The following is a 16413-nucleotide window of genomic DNA, read 5'->3' on the forward strand; positions in this document are numbered from 1 at the left end:
CCCCAGTGTACGGCTGTCCGGTACACCCGGGGCAAGGTCGGTACGGTCACGGCGGCTCGTGAGGCTAGCGTCGCGGTATGACGGTGACTTGGGAAGAGCTGGGGTGGCAGCGGCTGGCCGCCGGGATCGGCCGGTGCCGGCTGCCCGGCTGGGACTGCACGGCCGGGCTGGTCGTCGGGGACGGCACGGCCCTGCTCGTGGACGCCGGTTCCGGCCTGGCCGAGGGCGCGCGGCTGCGGGCGCAGGCCGAGGAACTGGCCGGCGGCCGTGTGACCCATCTCGCTTTGACCCACTCCCACTTCGACCACGTCTTCGGGGCGGCGGCCTTCGCGGGCGCGGAGACGTACGGGGCGGTGGGCCTGGACTCCGTCTTCGCCCACGAGCGCGAGGAACTGCGCCTGGACGCGATCAGGAACGGTCTTGCGGCCGCCGACGCCGACGAGGCGGTGGACGCGCTGACCGTGCCCCGGCACCTGGTCTGCGGCGAGTGGACCCTCGACCTCGGCGCGGGCCGCCAGGCGCTGCTGGCGAACGTGGGACCGGGGCACACCGCCCACGACCTCGCGGTCCTGGTCCCCGGCTCCCCGGAGGTGGTCTTCTGCGGCGACCTGGTCGAGGAGTCCGGCGAGCCTCAAGCCGGTCCCGACGCCGTCCCGACCCGCTGGCCGGCCGCGCTCGACCGGCTGCTCGCGCTGGGCGGCGAGGACGCGCTGTACGTGCCCGGTCACGGAGCGGTGGTCGACGCGGCGTTCGTACGACGCCAACGCGACCAGCTGGCAACGCGCTTCGGCGTGTCGTAGGCACGGCCGCGCAGCTTCTCCTATCGTCGTCCGAATGCGCCCACCCGTCTCCCGTCACCGCCCCTCCGACGAGGGCCCTGCGGGCCCGCGCTCTCGTGTGTACTCCGCCGATCTCACCCCGCCGTGGAAGAAGCAGCAGCCCGCGCCGGAGGTGACCGCGGAGCCGGGCCTGGTGGTGGAGGAGCCCGGGACCGGGTTCTGCGGCGCGGTGATCCGCTGCGAGGCCGGCACGGTGACCCTGGAGGACCGCTTCGGCAAGCACCGGGTGTTCCCGCTGGAGCCTCGCGGGTTCCTGCTGGAGGGCAGGGTGGTGACCCTGGTGCGGCCCGCCACCGGTCCGGTACGGCCCGCCCGCACCGCCTCCGGCTCGGTCGCCGTCCCCGGCGCCCGCGCCCGGGTGGCCCGCGCCGGCCGCATCTACGTCGAGGGCCGGCACGACGCCGAGCTGGTCGAGAAGGTGTGGGGCGACGACCTGCGGATCGAGGGCGTGGTCGTGGAGTACCTGGAGGGCGTGGACGACCTCCCCTCGATCGTGTCCTCCTTCGCGCCGGGCCCGGACGCACGCCTGGGCGTCCTCGTGGACCACTTGGTGCCGGGCACGAAGGAGTGGCGCATCGCCGAGTCGGTGACCAGCGAACACGCGCTGGTGGTCGGCCACCCCTACATCGACGTCTGGGAGGCCGTGAAGCCGTCGTCGCTGGGCATCGAGTCCTGGCCGCGCGTCCCGCACGGCCAGGACTGGAAGACGGGCGTGTGCCGGGCCCTGGGCTGGCCGTCGGAGAACACCGGGGCGGTGTGGCAGGCGATCCTGAAGCGGGTGGGCTCCTACAAGGACCTGGAGCCGGAGCTGCTGGGGCGGGTGGAGGAGCTGATCGACTTCGTCACGGGCAGCGCTGGGGCCTGACGCCGGGAAAGGTGCCGAACTCGCTGGATCAGTCCACCAGGTCCCTGACCACCGCATCCGCCAGCAACCGCCCCCGCAGCGTCAGCACGGCCCGCCCCTGCCCGTACGGCCCCTCCTGGAGCAGCCCCTCTGCCAGCGCCCGCCGGGAAGCCGCCAGGCCCTCCTCCTTCAGCAGCGACAGCGGCACGCCCTCCCGCAGCCTCAGCTCCAGCAGGATCCGCTCCACGCGCCGGTCCTCCTCGGACAGCAGCTCGCGGCCCGCGCCCGGGGAGCGGCCGGAGGCGAGAGCCGCCGCGTACGCGCCGGGGTGCTTGACGTTCCACCAGCGCACCCCGCCCACGTGCGAGTGCGCCCCGGGGCCCGCGCCCCACCAGTCCGCGCCCCGCCAGTACAGCTCGTTGTGCAGGCAGCGGCCCGCCTCCGAGGTGGCCCAGTTGGAGACCTCGTACCAGTCGAAGCCCGCCGCGCGGAACATCTCCTCGGCGATCAGATAGCGGTCCGCGTGCACGTCGTCGTCCGTCATCGGGACCTCGCCCCGGCGGATCCGGCGGGCGAGCTGGGTGCCCTCCTCGACGATCAGCGCGTACGCGCTGACGTGGTCCGGGCCCGCTCCGATCGCCGCGTCCAGCGACGCCCGCCAGTCGTCGTCGCTCTCCCCCGGCGTGCCGTAGATCAGGTCGAGGTTGACGTGCTCGAAGCCCGCGGCACGCGCCTCCGCCACGCAGGCCTCGGGGCGGCCCGGGGTGTGGGTGCGGTCGAGCACGCGCAGCACATGCCGCTTCGCGCTCTGCATGCCGAAGGAGATCCGGTTGAAGCCGCCCTCCCGGAGCGTGGCGAGATACGCGGGGTCCACCGACTCGGGGTTCGCCTCGGTGGTGATCTCGGCGTCGGGCGCGAGGCCGAACTCGTCCCGGATCGCGGCCAGCATCCGTACCAGGTCGTCCGCGGCCAGCAGGGTCGGCGTACCGCCGCCGACGAACACCGTACGAACCTGACGCGGATCGTCGCCGAGCACCTTGCGGGCGAGGCGGACCTCGTCGGTCAGCGTGTCCGCGTAGTTGTCGCGGGAGGCCAGTACGCCGCCCGTGCCGCGCAGCTCGGTCGCGGTGTAGGTGTTGAAATCGCAGTAGCCGCAGCGGGTCGCGCAGTACGGCACGTGCAGATAGAAGCCGAGCGGGCGGGCGGCGGCCCCGGCGAGCGCGTGCGCGGGCAGCGCGCCGTCGGCGGGGACGGGCTCACCGTCGGGAAGTGCGGAAGGCATGCCTTCCATTGTCCCGTACGCCCGCCCGTACGACCGTCCCGTACGCCCGCCGCGACGGCGGCGCTCACTCCGCCTGGAGCACCAGCAGCGCGAGATCGTCCTCGAGAGGGCCGTCGCCGAAGTCGTCCACGAGGCGCCGGATCCTTTCCGCGATCAGTTCGGCGGTGAGCCCGGCGCAGCCGGACAGGGCGAGGGCGAGCCCGTCGGCGTCGTCGAACTGGCGGGAGCCGGAGCGGCGCTCGGTCACCCCGTCGGTGACGCACAGCAGGCTGTCGCCGGGCCGAAGGTCGAGCGTCTCGCTGGTGTAGGTCTCGTCCTCGACCACGCCGAGCAGGGTCTGCGGGCCCGCGGCGGTGCGCACGGTGCCGTCGGGGCCGAGGACGAGCGGCAGCGGATGCCCGGCGGAGGCGAGGGTGCAGCGGACTCCGCCGTCGTACGGGGTCAACTCGCCGTAGAGCAGCGACAGGAAGCGGGTCTGCGGGCCGTCCCCGGGGAGCACCGGCCGCCCGCCGGCGGCGACCAGGGCGCGGGCGGCGGCGTCGGCGGCCTCGGTGGCGTCGTCGAGGAGGAGCTGGTTGAGGCGGTCGAGGACGTCGGCGACGCGATACCCCTCGCGGGCGAGCAGCCGCAGCCAGGGCCGGGCGAGGCCGATCACGACCGCCGCCTCGGGGCCCTTGCCCTGGACGTCGCCGACGGCGAAGCACCAGCGGCCGTCGCCCGCCGGGAAGAGGTCGTAGAAGTCGCCGCTGGGGCCGCCCTTGTCGCAGGGCTCGTACACGAGCGCGCTGCTCAGGCCGGGGATCTCGGCGACCGCGCCGGGCAGCAGGCCGCGCTGCAGGACGGCGCTGATGGTGGCCTGGCGGGCGTACTGGCGCGCCGCGCCGATGGCGAGCGCCACCCGGCGGCCGAGGTCCTCGACGAGCCCGGTGACCTCGTCGGGGAAGCGGGCGAGCCCGCACCGGCCGATGACCAGTGTGCCGAGCGGCCGGCCGCCCGCGATCAGCCGGTACGCCAGCGCCGTCCCGTCGGCGCCCCGCGAGCCGAGCGCATGGCCGGGCCACGGGTACGGCTCGGGGCCGGAGCGCATCCCGTCGGGCGGGCAGGGCGGCTCCTTCTCCAGGGCGCACCGCAGCTCCTCGATGCGGTTCTCGCTGGCGTGCCAGACCCGGTCGGGGCCCGCGTCGGCGCCGCCGCGCACGGTCGCCTCGTCCTCCAGCCACACCGCGCACCAGTCGGCGAGGCGGGGCACGATGAGCTGGCCGGTCAGGGCGGTCACCAGGTTCTCGTCGAGCTGTCCGGCGAGCAGGTCGGAGGCCTCGGCGAGGAAGGACAGCGCGCCCCGGCCGAGCCAGTCCCGGTCGCCGACGGAGCGGTGCGGCTGCGGGGCGAGATCCTCGGCGACCGCCAGGGCCGCGTCCGGCGCGGGCGCGTACGGGTCCTCGACACCGCCCGGGGGCAGCCGCGCCCAGACCGTCTTGGCGCCGGTGCGGTAGGTGACGCCCCAGGACTCGGCGAGGGTGGTCACCAGCCGCAGGCCGCGCCCGTACTCGGGGGTGTCGTACGCCGCCTCGCCGCCGAGGGGATCGCGCGGCGCGCGGGAGGGATGCCGGTCGTGGACCTCCACGACGAACGCGCCGTCCTCCTCCAGGCGCCAGTCGACCTCCACGTCCGTACCGGCGTGCACGACGGCGTTGGTGACCAGTTCGCTGACGACGGCCAGGGCGTCGTCGGCGAGCCGGGCCGAGACATCGGACGCCTCGGCCAGCGCGGCCTGCACCAGCGCACGGGCCGAGCCGGGCGCGTGCGGGCTTCCGGGCAGCGTGGCCCGCCCCCGCACCCCCCTGGCCCGGGGCTCGCTCTCCCGCTGCGTCGGTATGGCCGCCATGTCCATGCGGCCCAGGGTGACAGACCGGGGGTACGCATAAGCGTGGAGTCACCGAAGTGGCCAGAAGACGGAACCTTTTGAGCACCGGTGGCCACCAAAGGGGCGCGGGGAACGGCGCGGGCAACCACGGACGACCCGCGGCCGCCACGGTCCCCGCCGCCCCTCGGGGGATCGCGCTACGCCTCCCGCGTCCCGGCGTACATGTCATCGATGAGGTGCTTGTACTCCCGCTCCACCACGGGCCGCTTCAGCTTCAGGCTCGGCGTGATCTCCCCGTGCTCCACATCGAGGTCCCGCGGCAGCAGCCGGAACTTCTTGATCGTCTGCCACCGCTGCAGCCCCTCGTTGAGCTGCCGCACATATCCGTCGACCATCTCCACGGTCTGCGGCGCGGCGACGATCTCCGCGTACGGCCGCCCCGCCAGTCCGTGCTCCTTCGCCCAGTCCAGGAGCGCGATCTCGTCCAGGGCGATGAGGGCGGTGCAGTAGTTCCGGTCGGCGCCGTGCACCAGGATGTTGGAGACGTACGGGCACACCGCCTTGAACTGGCCCTCGACCTCGGCCGGTGCGACGTACTTGCCGCCGGAGGTCTTGATGAGGTCCTTCTTGCGGTCGGTGATGCGCAGATAGCCGTCGGGCGACAGCTCGCCGATGTCGCCGGTGTGGAACCAGCCGTCGGACTCCAGCACCTCGGCGGTCTTCTCGGGCAGCCCGTGGTAGCCCTCCATGATGCCGGGGCCGCGCAGCAGGATCTCGCCGTCGTCGGCGATGCGCACCTCCGTGCCGGGCAGCGGCTTGCCCACGGTTCCGGTGCGGTAGGCCTCGCCGGGGTTGACGAAGGAGGCCGCGGAGGACTCGGTGAGGCCGTAGCCCTCCAGGATGTGGATGCCGGCGCCGGCGAAGAAGTAGCCGATCTCGGGCGCGAGCGCGGAGGCGCCGGAGACACAGGCGCGCAGCCGGCCGCCGAAGGCCTCGCGGAGCTTGGCGTAGACGAGGGTGTCGGCGACCTTGTGCTTGGCGGCCAGCCCGAACGGCGCCGAGGCGGTGCCGGTACGGCGGAAGTTGTCCTGGGTGGCCTTGGCGTACTCGCGGGCCACGTCGGCGGCCCACTGGAAGATCTTGTACTTGGCCGGGCCGCCCTCGCGGGCCTTGGCGGCGACGCCGTTGTAGACCTTCTCGAAGATGCGCGGCACGGCCGCCATGTACGTCGGCCGCACCACCGGAAGATTCTCGATGATCTTGTCGACGCGGCCGTCGACGGCGGTGACGTGCCCGACCTCGATCTGCCCGGAGGTGAGGACCTTGCCGAAGACGTGCGCGAGCGGCAGCCACAGGTACTGCACGTCGTCGATGGTGACCAGGCCGGTCGCGGCGATCGCCCTCGCCATGTACGACCAGTTGTCGTGCGGCAGGCGCACGCCCTTGGGGCGGCCGGTGGTGCCGGAGGTGTAGATGAGGGTGGCGAGCTGGTCCCGGGTGATCGCGCCGACCCGCTCCTTGATCAGCTCCGGGTGCTTCTCCAGGAAGGCGGCGCCGCGCTGCTCCAGCTCGGCGAGGGTGGTCACCCAGTCGCTGGTCTCCACGCCGGCCGGGTCGATGACGACGACCTTGGTCAGCTCGGGCAGCTCGTCGCGCTTCTGCAGCGCCTTGGCGACCTGGGCCGCGTCCTCGGCGATCAGCACCCGGCTCTCGGAGTCGGAGAGGATGAAGGCCGACTCGTCCTCGTTGGTCTGCGGGTAGATGGTCGTCGTCGCGCCGCCGGCGCACATGATCCCGAGGTCGGCGAGGAGCCACTCGACGCGGGTGGAGGAGGCGAGCGCGACCCGCTGCTCCGGCTGCACGCCCAGTTCGACGAGCCCCGCCGCGATCGCGTACACGCGCTCGGCCGCCTGCGCCCAGCTGAGCGACTTCCACTCGTCGGGGCCCTGACCGGAGGCTGGGGGCACCGGGTATCGGTAGGCCTCGGCGTCCGGTGTGGCCGCCACGCGCTCCAGGAAGAGGGCCGCCACGGAGGGCGGACGGTTCTCGATCAGGGTCTGTGTGTCGCTCACGACATCCTCCGGGGCCCGCGACGGTGCGGCTGACTCGGTGCGGCTGGGTTCACTCACGGTGGGGGTTCGAGCTGTTGTTTAACTCGCGAGTAACTATCGAGCAGGGATCAGGGTAAGCCGCGACCGGCCGCTGCGTAAGGGGCTTCGGCCTGTCACTTTCCACGGAGAGCGACACTACCCACGCGTAGGGGCCCGCCGCGCTTTCGCACGACAGGCCCCCGTGTGTCCGGGTTGCGGACGCAACTCGCTGTTACCGCTGGTTACTTCTTGCCCTTGGCCGACCCCGCGCTGTCATCGCTGGACAGGACGGCGATGAAGGCCTCCTGCGGAACCTCCACGGAACCCACCATCTTCATCCGCTTCTTGCCTTCCTTCTGCTTCTCCAGCAGCTTCCGCTTACGGGAGATGTCACCGCCGTAGCACTTGGCGAGGACGTCCTTGCGGATGGCGCGGATGGTCTCGCGGGCGATCACCCGGGAGCCGATGGCGGCCTGGATGGGCACCTCGAAGGCCTGCCGCGGGATCAGCTCGCGCAGCTTGGCGACGAGCCGCACCCCGTACGCGTACGCGGCGTCCTTGTGGGTGATCGCCGAGAAGGCGTCCACCTTGTCGCCGTGCAGCAGGATGTCGACCTTGACCAGGCTGGAGGTCTGCTCGCCGGTGGGCTCGTAGTCGAGGGACGCGTAGCCGCGGGTCTTGGACTTCAGCTGGTCGAAGAAGTCGAAGACGATCTCCGCGAGCGGGAGGGTGTAGCGGATCTCGACGCGGTCCTCGGAGAGGTAGTCCATGCCGAGCAGGGTGCCGCGCCGGGTCTGGCACAGCTCCATGATCGAGCCGATGAACTCGGTCGGCGCCAGGATGGTGGCGCGCACGACCGGCTCGTACACCTCGTCGATCTTCCCCTCGGGGAACTCGCTCGGGTTGGTGACGACATGCTCCCTGCCGTCCTCCATGACCACGCGGTAGACCACGTTCGGCGCGGTGGCGATCAGGTCGAGGCCGAACTCGCGCTCCAGGCGCTCCCGGATCACGTCCAGGTGCAGCAGGCCGAGGAAACCGACGCGGAAGCCGAAGCCGAGGGCGGCGGAGGTCTCCGGCTCGTAGACCAGCGCGGCGTCGTTGAGCTGCAGCTTGTCGAGGGCCTCGCGCAGCTCGGGGTAGTCGGAGCCGTCGAGCGGATACAGACCGGAGAAGACCATGGGCTTCGGGTCCTTGTAGCCCCCGAGCGCCTCCGTGGCCCCCTTCTGCTGGCTGGTGACGGTGTCACCGACCTTGGACTGGCGGACGTCCTTCACACCCGTGATGAGGTAGCCCACCTCGCCGACGCCGAGGCCGTCGGCGGGCAGCATCTCGGGCGAGCTGACACCGATCTCCAGCAGCTCGTGCGTCGCGCCGGTCGACATCATCTTGATGCGCTCGCGCTTGTTGAGCTGGCCGTCGATCACACGGACGTACGTCACGACACCGCGGTAGGAGTCGTAGACCGAGTCGAAGATCATCGCGCGGGCCGGCGCGTCGGCGACCCCGACCGGGGCCGGGATCTCCTTGACGACCTTGTTCAGCAGCACGTCGACACCGAGACCGGTCTTGGCGGAGACCTTCAGCACGTCGGACGGGTCGCACCCGACGAGGTTGGCCAGCTCCTCGGCGAACTTCTCGGGCTGGGCCGCGGGAAGGTCGATCTTGTTGAGCACGGGGATGATCGTGAGGTCGTTCTCCATCGCCAGGTAGAGGTTGGCGAGGGTCTGCGCCTCGATGCCCTGGGCGGCGTCGACGAGGAGGATGGTCCCCTCGCAGGCGGCGAGCGACCGCGAGACCTCGTAGGTGAAGTCGACGTGCCCCGGGGTGTCGATCATGTTGAGGATGTGCGTCGTGCCCTGGTCGGGGCCCTCGGTCGGGGCCCAGGGCAGACGCACCGCCTGGGACTTGATCGTGATGCCGCGCTCGCGCTCGATGTCCATCCGGTCGAGGTACTGAGCACGCATCTGCCGCTGCTCGACCACACCGGTCAGCTGGAGCATCCGGTCGGCGAGCGTGGACTTGCCGTGGTCGATGTGCGCGATGATGCAGAAATTGCGGATCAGAGCCGGGGCGGTACGGCTCGGCTCGGGCACATGGTTAGGGGTCGCGGGCACGCAGGGTCCTGTCTCTTGAGGCGCCTTATGCCTCGGGTCGGATCGATACGTAGCCTCCATGGTCCCACGCGAAGGGACCGAGGACCGTTTTGGGCCGCTCGCAGGGCCACTGGTACTGTAGATGGCTGTGCCTCATGCCCTCTCAGCGCGAGGCACGTCAGAGAAATTTTGGATCACCGGTACGGGACCTGCACGGCCCCGCACCAGAACCTGAAAAGGCTCCTTCGTGGCGAACATCAAGTCCCAGATCAAGCGGATCAAGACCAACGAGAAGGCTCGGCTGCGCAACAAGGCCGTCAAGTCCTCCCTGAAGACCGCGATCCGCAAGGCCCGCGAGGCCGCTGCCGCGGGTGACGTGGAGAAGGCCACCGCGCTGTCCCGCGAGGCCGCGCGCAAGCTCGACAAGGCCGTCTCCAAGGGCGTCATCCACAAGAACCAGGCCGCCAACAAGAAGTCGGCGCTTGCTTCCAAGGTCGCGACCCTCCAGGGCTGAACCCCCTTTCTGATCTGACCGCCGGACGGACCCAGAGCGGGCCCTCTCTCATCCGCTCCCGCCCGGCACCCCAGGAGTCACACGCGGCCTGCGTTCGCCACGCGGGTGTGACTCCGCCCGTCTTGAACCGAAGACCCCGGTGTCCCACCCTTCCCCAGGGCGGACACCGGGGTCTTCGGCATACCGGAGGCCGGGAAACCACTTCCCAGTCGCCCCCCGAAGCCCCACGGGCGTGGCGGGCAAGCGGGGCCAGAGGCGAAGCGCCTGGTGGGGGCTGGGGCGAAGGGCCTGGTGGGGGCTGGGGTGAAGGTCCTGGTGGGCCCCGGGGCGAAGCACTCGGTGGAGGCCGGGGTGAAACTCCCGGCGAGACCGGGGCGAAGCACTCGGTGGAGGCCGGGGTGAAACTCCCGGCGAGACCGGGGCGAAGCACTCGGTGGAGGCCGGGGTGAAACTCCCGGCGAGACCGGGGCGAAGCACTCGGTGGAGGCCGGGGTGAAACTCCCGGCGGGACCGGGGCGAAGGTCCCGGCAAGGGCCAGGGCGGAGCTTCCGGCAAGGGCCAGGGCGGAGCTTCCGGCAAGGGCCGGGGCGGAGCCTATGGCGAAGGCCGGGGCGAAGGTCCCCGCGCGACCCGAGGCTGCGCCCATGGCAAGCACCGGGGCGAAACTCCCGTCGCGTCCCAAGGCGAAGTCCACGGCAAGGCCCGGGACGAAGCACCTGCCGCGACCCGGGGCGGAGTCCGCGGCAAGGACTGGGACGAAGCTCCCCGCGGGACCCGGGGCGGAGCCAATGGCGAGGGTCGGGGCGGAGCCCCAGCGCACCTGGCTACCCGCGTCCGCGGGACCGGGCGGCCCGAGCGATCACCACGACCGCTTTCTCCAACGCGTACTCAGGATCGTCGCCCCCGCCCTTGACCCCCGCGTCGGCCTCGGCGACAGCCCTGAGCGCCACCGCCACCCCGTCCGGAGTCCACCCCCGCATCTGCTGCCGCACCCGATCGATCTTCCACGGTGGCATCCCCAGCTCCCGCGCCAGATCGGCCGGCCGCCCCCCGCGCGCCGAGGACAGCTTCCCGATCGCCCGCACCCCCTGCGCCAGCGCACTGGTGATCATCACCGGCGCCACACCGGTCGCCAGCGACCAGCGCAGCGCCTCCAGCGCCTCCGCCGTACGCCCCTCCACGGCCCGGTCGGCGACCGTGAAGCTGGAGGCCTCGGCCCGGCCGGTGTAGTAACGCCCGACGACCGCCTCGTCGATCGTCCCCTCCACATCGGCGACCAGCTGGGAGACCGCCGAGGCCAGCTCCCGCAGATCGCTGCCGATGGCATCGCACAGCACCTGGCACGCCTCGGGCGTCGCCGACCGCCCGAACGAGCGGAACTCGCCCCGCACAAAAGCCAGCCGGTCCGCCGGCTTGGTCATCTTCGGGCAGGCCACCTCCCGCGCTCCCGCCTTGCGCGCGGCGTCCAGCAGCCCCTTGCCCTTGGCCCCGCCCGCGTGCAGCAGCACGAGCGTGATCTCCTCGGCGGGCGCCCCGAGATACGCCTTCACGTCCTTGACCGTGTCGGCGGACAGGTCCTGGGCATTGCGTACGACCACGACTTTCCGCTCGGCGAAGAGCGAGGGACTGGTCAACTCGGCGAGCGTGCCGGGCTGCAACTGGTCCGGGGTGAGGTCGCGTACGTCCGTGTCGGCGTCGGCGGCCTTGGCGGCGGCCACCACCTCCTGCACGGCACGGTCGAGCAGGAGGTCCTCCTGGCCCACGGCGAGCGTCACCGGGGCGAGAGGGTCGTCATTCGCAGTCTTCCTGGCCATCGCCTACAGCATCCCACGCGGCACTGACAACGAGTCGGCCCGCGCACTGCGAACGGCCCCCGAGCGACCCCGGAGTCCGCCCCGGGGTCACGGCTCCTCGCGCCAGCCGTCCCACTCCCCGGCGAACTCGTCCAGCTCAGCCGGGTCCAGCCGCTCGTGCTCGTCGCGCAGGACCACCAGCCACTGCGCGTCCTCGGCGTCGTCCTCACCGGCCAGCGCGTCGCGGACGAGCCGGGGTTCCTCGTCCAGGCCGAACCGCCGCCCGAGCGCCTCGGCCGCCTCCTCGGCGGCATCCCGGTCGGGCAGCACCAGCACGTGTCTCACATCGCTCACGGCCCCATTCTCCGGCACCGGGCAGCAGCCGGGAGCCCGGGTCGGCCCCTCAGCCCTCCGGCCCGGCCTTGGGCACGATCTGCATGTCGAGGTCGACCCGGATGCTCGACCCGACGACCGCGATGCCCCGCGCCAGCATGGACTGCCAGCTGACGGTGAAGTCGTCCCGGTGCAGCTCGGTGGTGGCCCGGCAGGCCGCCCGCACCTCGCCCTCCAGGCCGTTGCCGAGCCCCAGGTACTCGGTGTCGAGCGTGACCGTGCGGGTCACGCCGTGCAGCGACAGCGCGCCGGTGACGGCCCAGCGGCTGCCGCCCTTGTGCACGAACCGGTCGCTGTAGAACTCCAGCGTCGGAAACCGCCGCACGTCCAGGAAGTCCGCCGACCGCAGATGGTCGTCCCGCATCCGCACACCCGTGTCGATGGACGCGGCGTCGATCACCACGTGCATCGCCGACCGCTCCGTCCGCTCGGCGATGCGCAGCGCCCCGGCAAAGGTCTCGAACCTGCCATGGATCCGGGCCAGCCCGATGTGCCGCGCGGTGAACGCGATCGAGGAGTGGGCGGGTTCGATCTCCCAGTCGCCGGGCGCCGGCGGCTCCGGCGGACGGGCGACCTGGAGCGTCACGTCGCCCAGCGAGGAGAGCGAGTCCTCGACCACCAGCGCGGTGGCCCGGTAGGGCGCGTAGCCGTCGGCCGACACCGCGAGCCGGTAGTCCCCCGCCGGCAGCATCGTCATGAACGCCCCGTAGGGATCCGTACCCCCCGACACGACCTTGCGGCCCGTGGGGTCGCTGACCGCGAACTCGGCGCCGGCGACCGGCTCGTTGACCGGATCGACCACGCGGCAGCTGAGCACTCCGGCGTCCGGTGGTGTGTGAACCGCCGCCAGGGGACTCGTCCGTTGCACCCGGTTCGTCCGGTTACCCAGCCAGCGGCCGAACATCTACGACACCCCTGTACGCCTCGACATCATTCATTGCCGAAGGCCCATTCGATCACCGATGCGGCTTTCGAGGCAACACGGACCCACATCGTGGGAATCCAGCACATGCGCCGGAACTGAGCCGAATTAGGGGTTCGGATTCTGGTTTCGCACGGTCGGCACACAGTCCAGCCCGATCCCGAACCATTCCTGATACGTCGTCAGCACCTCCTCGTCCGTCGCCAGCTCCCGCGACTCACGGCTCCCTTCGATGTCCGTCGTCGTCACCGTCCGCCCGCCGAGCGTGATCCTCCCTCCGGCCTCGGTGATCCGTGAGCAGACCAGCGACCGGGTGAAGTGCGACAGCGGCGAGGTGCTGTGCCACCAGGCCCCGGCCACGAAGTCCCCGAGCACCCGGGGCCGCGACTCCAGCCGGTACTGCGGCTCGCCGTTCCGTACGACGTCCAGGTCCCCGGACCCGGCCGGTCCGCCGCCCACCCCGGCCGCGTCGGGTCGGGCGTCCAGCACCCGGAACACCCCACCGGGGTCGGCCTGCTCGCCGCGTTCCGCGTACCTCAACGGGTAGTGGCTGTGCGACCCGAACCCGACGTCCGCGAGCCAGACGTCACCCTCCACCGTCCGCACCCGCAGGGCGAGATGGTCGTACGGGATGCCGAGCCGGCCCTCGTCGCCGTACACGCGCCCGGAGAGCAACTCGACCTCGTAGCCGAGCGCCGTGAGCAACGCGCCGAACACGCCGTTCAGTTCGTAGCAGAAGCCGCCACGCCCCTGTCCGACCACCTTGTCCAGCAGCCGCTCCTCCTCCAGCACGATCTCCTCGCCGAGGTGGATCGACAGATTCTCGAAGGGGACGGTCCGCAGATGGCGCAGATGCAGCTCGCGCAGCGCCGGTCCGGTGGGCCGCTGCGGGCGCTCGGCCCCGATCCGGTGGAGATAGGCGTCGGCCTGGCTCGAGTTCATGGAACCAGTCTCAGCGATCACCGCGTCCTCAGTCTTTCGCCACCCGCAGCTCCCCTCCCGCCCCGCCTGTCCCGCCGACCGCGAGCGCTCCGTCCCGGTCGGTGCGCAGCACCAGCGTCCCGCCCGCCCGCAGCGCGGCCACGGTCGCCGGTGCCGGGTGACCGTAGGGGTTGTCGGCACCGCAGGAAATGAGGGCCACCCGGGGTGCCACGAGCCGCATCAGCTCCGGATCCTGATAGGCCGAGCCGTGATGAGCCACCTTCAGTACGTCCACCCCGGCCAGCTCGGCCGCCGCCGGTGACCGCGCCAGCGCCTGCTGGGCCGGCGGTTCGAGATCGCCCAGCAACAGCAGCCGCAGTCCGCCCGAGCGGACCAGCATCGCGACGCTCGCGTCGTTCGGGCCGTCCGGCTCCGGCACCGGGCCCGGCCATGCCGGGACCCGCGGGTCCGAGGGCGACGGCGTGCTCGGCGGAGGCCACAGGACCCGCCAGGAGAGCGGTCCGGCACGGCGCTCCTCGCCCGCGACGGCCCGTGTGAGGGGAATGTGCCGTGCCGCCGCCTCCCTTCTGACGAACTCGGCCTGGTCGGCGGGCTCCTCGAAACCCGTGGTCTCGATCGCGGCCACCGAGCGCCCCCGCAGGACACCGGGCAGTCCCGCCACGTGGTCGGCGTGAAAATGGGTGAGGACGAGCAGCGGGACGCGCGTGATGCCCAGCTGCCGCAGGCAGTGGTCGACCAGCGCCGGATCGGGTCCGGCGTCCACGACCACCCCGGCACCCTCACCCGTCGCCAGTACGGTCGCGTCGCCCTGTCCGACATCGCACATCGCGAACCGCCAGCCGGGCGGCGGCCAGCCCGTGACCACCCGGGTCAGCGGCGCCGGCCGCACCACCAGCAGCACAAGCAGCACCCCGAGCAGTGCGCACCACCACGGGTGCCGCGACAGCCGCCGGCCGGCCGCCACGACGACCACGGTGACCGCCGCGAGCGCCAGCGCGCCCGCCCAGTTTCCCGGCCAGTCCACTCCCGCGCCGGGCAGCGCCGCCCCCGTCCGGGCCACCACGGCGATCCAGCCCACCGGCCAACTCGCGCACCAGGCCAGCGCCTTGGCCACGCCCATCGCCACCGGCGCCGTCACCAGCGCCGCGAACCCCAGCACCGTGGCGGGCGCCACCGCCAGCTCGGCCAACAGGTTGCAGGGCACCGCCACCAAGCTCACCCGAGCCGACAGCACCGCCGTGACAGGAGCGCACACCGCCTGTGCCGCGGCGGCCGCCGCCAGCGCCTCCGCGAGCCTCGGCGGCACCCGGCGCCGCCGCAGCGCCTCGCTCCAGCCCGGTGCCAGTACCAGCAGTGCGCCGGTGGCCAGCACGGACAGCGCAAAGCCGTAATCACGCGCCAGCCACGGGTCGTAGAGCACCAGCAGCAGGACGGCCGCGGCCAGTGCCGGGACCAGGGACCTGCGGCGCCCGGTGGCCAGCGCGAGCAGCGCGACCGCGCCGCAGACGGCGGCCCGCAGCACACTGGGGTCGGGCCGGCACACGATCACGAATCCGAGCGTGAGCACTCCGGCGAGCAGCGCGGTCGCCCGCAGCGACAGCCCCAGGCGCGGGGCCAGACCACGGCGCTCGGCCCGCTGGGCAAGTCCGGGCGGCCCGATCAGCAGCGCGAGCAGGACGGTGAGGTTGCTGCCGGACACGGCGAGCGTGTGCGCCAGGTCCGTCGCCTTGAACGCCTCGTCCAGCTCGGGGCCGATCCGCGAGGTGTCCCCGACCACCAGCCCGGGAAGCAGCGCCCGCGCGTCATCGGGCAGACCGTCGGTCGCCTTGCGCAGCCCGGCCCTGAGCCGTCCCGCCAGCCGTTGCGGCCCACTGGGCCCCGCCACGATCCGCGGCCCCGGCCGACCACGCACCCTCAGCACGGCCGCGGTCCGGTCCCCGCCCGTCAGCGCGGGCGCCAGCCGCCCGCCAACCCGCAGCCGCGTGGACGGCAACAACCCGAGCCAGGCGGCACGAGCACGCGGCCCGCCCCGGGCGGCAGTCCCCGGCGACCTCCCGAACCCCTGACGCCTCGCCTCCTTCCCCTGCGTGCCGGCGCCGCGCGCATCACTCCCCCGCGCCTCGCCGCCCTCGCCCGCCGTACTCCCTTGCGCGGAACCGTCGTTCCGCGCGGCGCTCCCCTCCGGTGCCGGAACGTCGCCGTCGACGACCAGCAGCACCGGAGTCCGCGTCCGTACGCTCGTCCCGTCGCTCTGTTCGAGGCCTCGCACCTCCGCCCTGGCCAGTACCGCCACCGGCGCCGCGTGGTCGCCACGCACCCGTGGCCGGCTCAGCCAGGGATCGCCGCTCACCTCGACCTCGGCGGTCACGGTCGCGTACCGCCGGGCCAGCTCGGGCACCGGTCCGCGCCGTACGTCCGCCCCGTGCAGTCCGGCCGACACGGCCGCCGCGGCGACACAGAGCAGCACGGCGGCGATCGAGGCACGGGCCCACGCGAACGGCCCGAGCACCCGCCCGGCTCTCCCCTCCCGGCCGCCGGGCCTGCGCGACGACAGCAGAACGACCCCGCCGACCAGGCAGACGACCGCGATCCCCGCCGACCAGGCCGCCGGTATGTCCAGCGTCAGGGCCGCCGTGGCCCAGGCGGCGAGCGCGGGCGGCACCAGGCGCAGATCCATGGGGCCCGCGCGCTCACCCCGCTCGGGCCCGCGCGCCTCGGGGTCGCGGTCCTCGTCGCCGCCCGGCGCCGGCGCTCCCGGCCGGCCGGTTCCGCGCCCGGCACGCGCGAGTGCACCGGTGCTTCTTCCTCGCCTCGGCATCCGGCCATCGATCAGG

12 protein-coding genes are annotated in these 16413 nt (G+C 72.7%); 3 read left to right on the top strand and 9 right to left on the bottom strand.

Annotated features, from left to right (window positions below; genetic code table 11):
• The first annotated feature begins 77 nt into the window (after window positions 1-77).
• Both AQI95_RS17450 and AQI95_RS17455 read left to right on the top strand, forming a co-directional pair.
• Window positions 78-800, top strand: coding sequence for an MBL fold metallo-hydrolase (locus AQI95_RS17450; RefSeq protein ID WP_067123906.1), 723 nt, complete (start codon window positions 78-80; stop codon window positions 798-800).
• 34 nt (window positions 801-834) lie between these two features.
• Window positions 835-1704, top strand: coding sequence for a DUF3097 domain-containing protein (locus tag AQI95_RS17455; RefSeq protein WP_425264882.1), 870 nt, complete (start codon window positions 835-837; stop codon window positions 1702-1704).
• 28 nt (window positions 1705-1732) lie between these two features.
• On the opposite strand, the gene hemW is transcribed toward AQI95_RS17455, so the two are convergent.
• The 4 genes from hemW to lepA form a co-directional block, all read right to left on the bottom strand.
• The gene (hemW, locus tag AQI95_RS17460) at window positions 1733-2965 is read right to left on the bottom strand and encodes a radical SAM family heme chaperone HemW (protein ID WP_067123910.1); all 1233 of its coding nucleotides are present in this window, start codon (window positions 2963-2965) and stop codon (window positions 1733-1735) included.
• A 64-nt stretch (window positions 2966-3029) separates the two neighbouring features.
• On the bottom strand, window positions 3030-4850 hold the full coding sequence (locus AQI95_RS17465) for a SpoIIE family protein phosphatase (RefSeq protein WP_208614205.1): 1821 nt from the start codon (window positions 4848-4850) through the stop codon (window positions 3030-3032).
• A 176-nt stretch (window positions 4851-5026) separates the two neighbouring features.
• Window positions 5027-6901 carry an AMP-dependent synthetase/ligase gene (locus AQI95_RS17470; RefSeq protein WP_067123912.1) on the bottom strand — a complete coding sequence of 625 codons (1875 nt, stop codon included), beginning with the start codon at window positions 6899-6901 and terminating at the stop codon, window positions 5027-5029.
• A 260-nt stretch (window positions 6902-7161) separates the two neighbouring features.
• Complete coding sequence (gene lepA / locus AQI95_RS17475; protein WP_067123918.1) at window positions 7162-9036, bottom strand: translation elongation factor 4; 1875 nt, start codon at window positions 9034-9036, stop codon at window positions 7162-7164.
• A 226-nt stretch (window positions 9037-9262) separates the two neighbouring features.
• Here lepA and rpsT point away from each other — a divergent pair, with 226 nt between their 5' ends.
• Window positions 9263-9529: a 30S ribosomal protein S20 gene (gene rpsT / locus AQI95_RS17480; protein ID WP_067123920.1), complete on the top strand. Its 267-nt coding sequence runs from the start codon at window positions 9263-9265 to the stop codon at window positions 9527-9529.
• An 824-nt stretch (window positions 9530-10353) separates the two neighbouring features.
• On the opposite strand, the gene holA is transcribed toward rpsT, so the two are convergent.
• The 5 genes from holA to AQI95_RS17505 form a co-directional block, all read right to left on the bottom strand.
• Window positions 10354-11343 (bottom strand): DNA polymerase III subunit delta, encoded by a 990-nt coding sequence (gene holA / locus AQI95_RS17485; RefSeq protein WP_067123921.1) that lies wholly within the window; start codon window positions 11341-11343, stop codon window positions 10354-10356.
• An 87-nt stretch (window positions 11344-11430) separates the two neighbouring features.
• Window positions 11431-11676 carry a hypothetical protein gene (locus AQI95_RS17490; protein ID WP_067123923.1) on the bottom strand — a complete coding sequence of 82 codons (246 nt, stop codon included), beginning with the start codon at window positions 11674-11676 and terminating at the stop codon, window positions 11431-11433.
• A gap of 49 nt (window positions 11677-11725) precedes the next feature.
• Window positions 11726-12619 carry a YceI family protein gene (locus AQI95_RS17495; protein WP_079071300.1) on the bottom strand — a complete coding sequence of 298 codons (894 nt, stop codon included), beginning with the start codon at window positions 12617-12619 and terminating at the stop codon, window positions 11726-11728.
• 126 nt (window positions 12620-12745) lie between these two features.
• Complete coding sequence (locus tag AQI95_RS17500) at window positions 12746-13579, bottom strand: arylamine N-acetyltransferase family protein (protein WP_067123925.1); 834 nt, start codon at window positions 13577-13579, stop codon at window positions 12746-12748.
• A gap of 28 nt (window positions 13580-13607) precedes the next feature.
• Window positions 13608-16397, bottom strand: coding sequence for a ComEC/Rec2 family competence protein (locus AQI95_RS17505; protein WP_107121679.1), 2790 nt, complete (start codon window positions 16395-16397; stop codon window positions 13608-13610).
• Window positions 16398-16413 lie beyond the last annotated feature (16 nt).

The sequence above is a fragment of the Streptomyces yokosukanensis genome (assembly GCF_001514035.1).
In the GTDB taxonomy this organism is placed as follows: Bacteria; Actinomycetota; Actinomycetes; order Streptomycetales; family Streptomycetaceae; genus Streptomyces; species Streptomyces yokosukanensis.

Excerpts from the sequence above, each read along its gene's own strand:
- AQI95_RS17450 (WP_067123906.1), top strand. The coding sequence starts at position 78 with ATGACGGTGACTTGGGAAGAGCTGGGGTGGCAGCGGCTGGCCGCCGGG.
- AQI95_RS17455 (WP_425264882.1), top strand. The coding sequence starts at position 835 with ATGCGCCCACCCGTCTCCCGTCACCGCCCCTCCGACGAGGGCCCTGCG.
- hemW (WP_067123910.1), bottom strand. The coding sequence starts at position 2,965 with ATGCCTTCCGCACTTCCCGACGGTGAGCCCGTCCCCGCCGACGGCGCG.
- AQI95_RS17465 (WP_208614205.1), bottom strand. The coding sequence starts at position 4,850 with ATGGCGGCCATACCGACGCAGCGGGAGAGCGAGCCCCGGGCCAGGGGG.
- holA (WP_067123921.1), bottom strand. The coding sequence starts at position 11,343 with ATGGCCAGGAAGACTGCGAATGACGACCCTCTCGCCCCGGTGACGCTC.
- AQI95_RS17495 (WP_079071300.1), bottom strand. The coding sequence starts at position 12,619 with ATGTTCGGCCGCTGGCTGGGTAACCGGACGAACCGGGTGCAACGGACG.
- AQI95_RS17500 (WP_067123925.1), bottom strand. The coding sequence starts at position 13,579 with ATGAACTCGAGCCAGGCCGACGCCTATCTCCACCGGATCGGGGCCGAG.
- AQI95_RS17505 (WP_107121679.1), bottom strand. The coding sequence starts at position 16,397 with ATGCCGAGGCGAGGAAGAAGCACCGGTGCACTCGCGCGTGCCGGGCGC.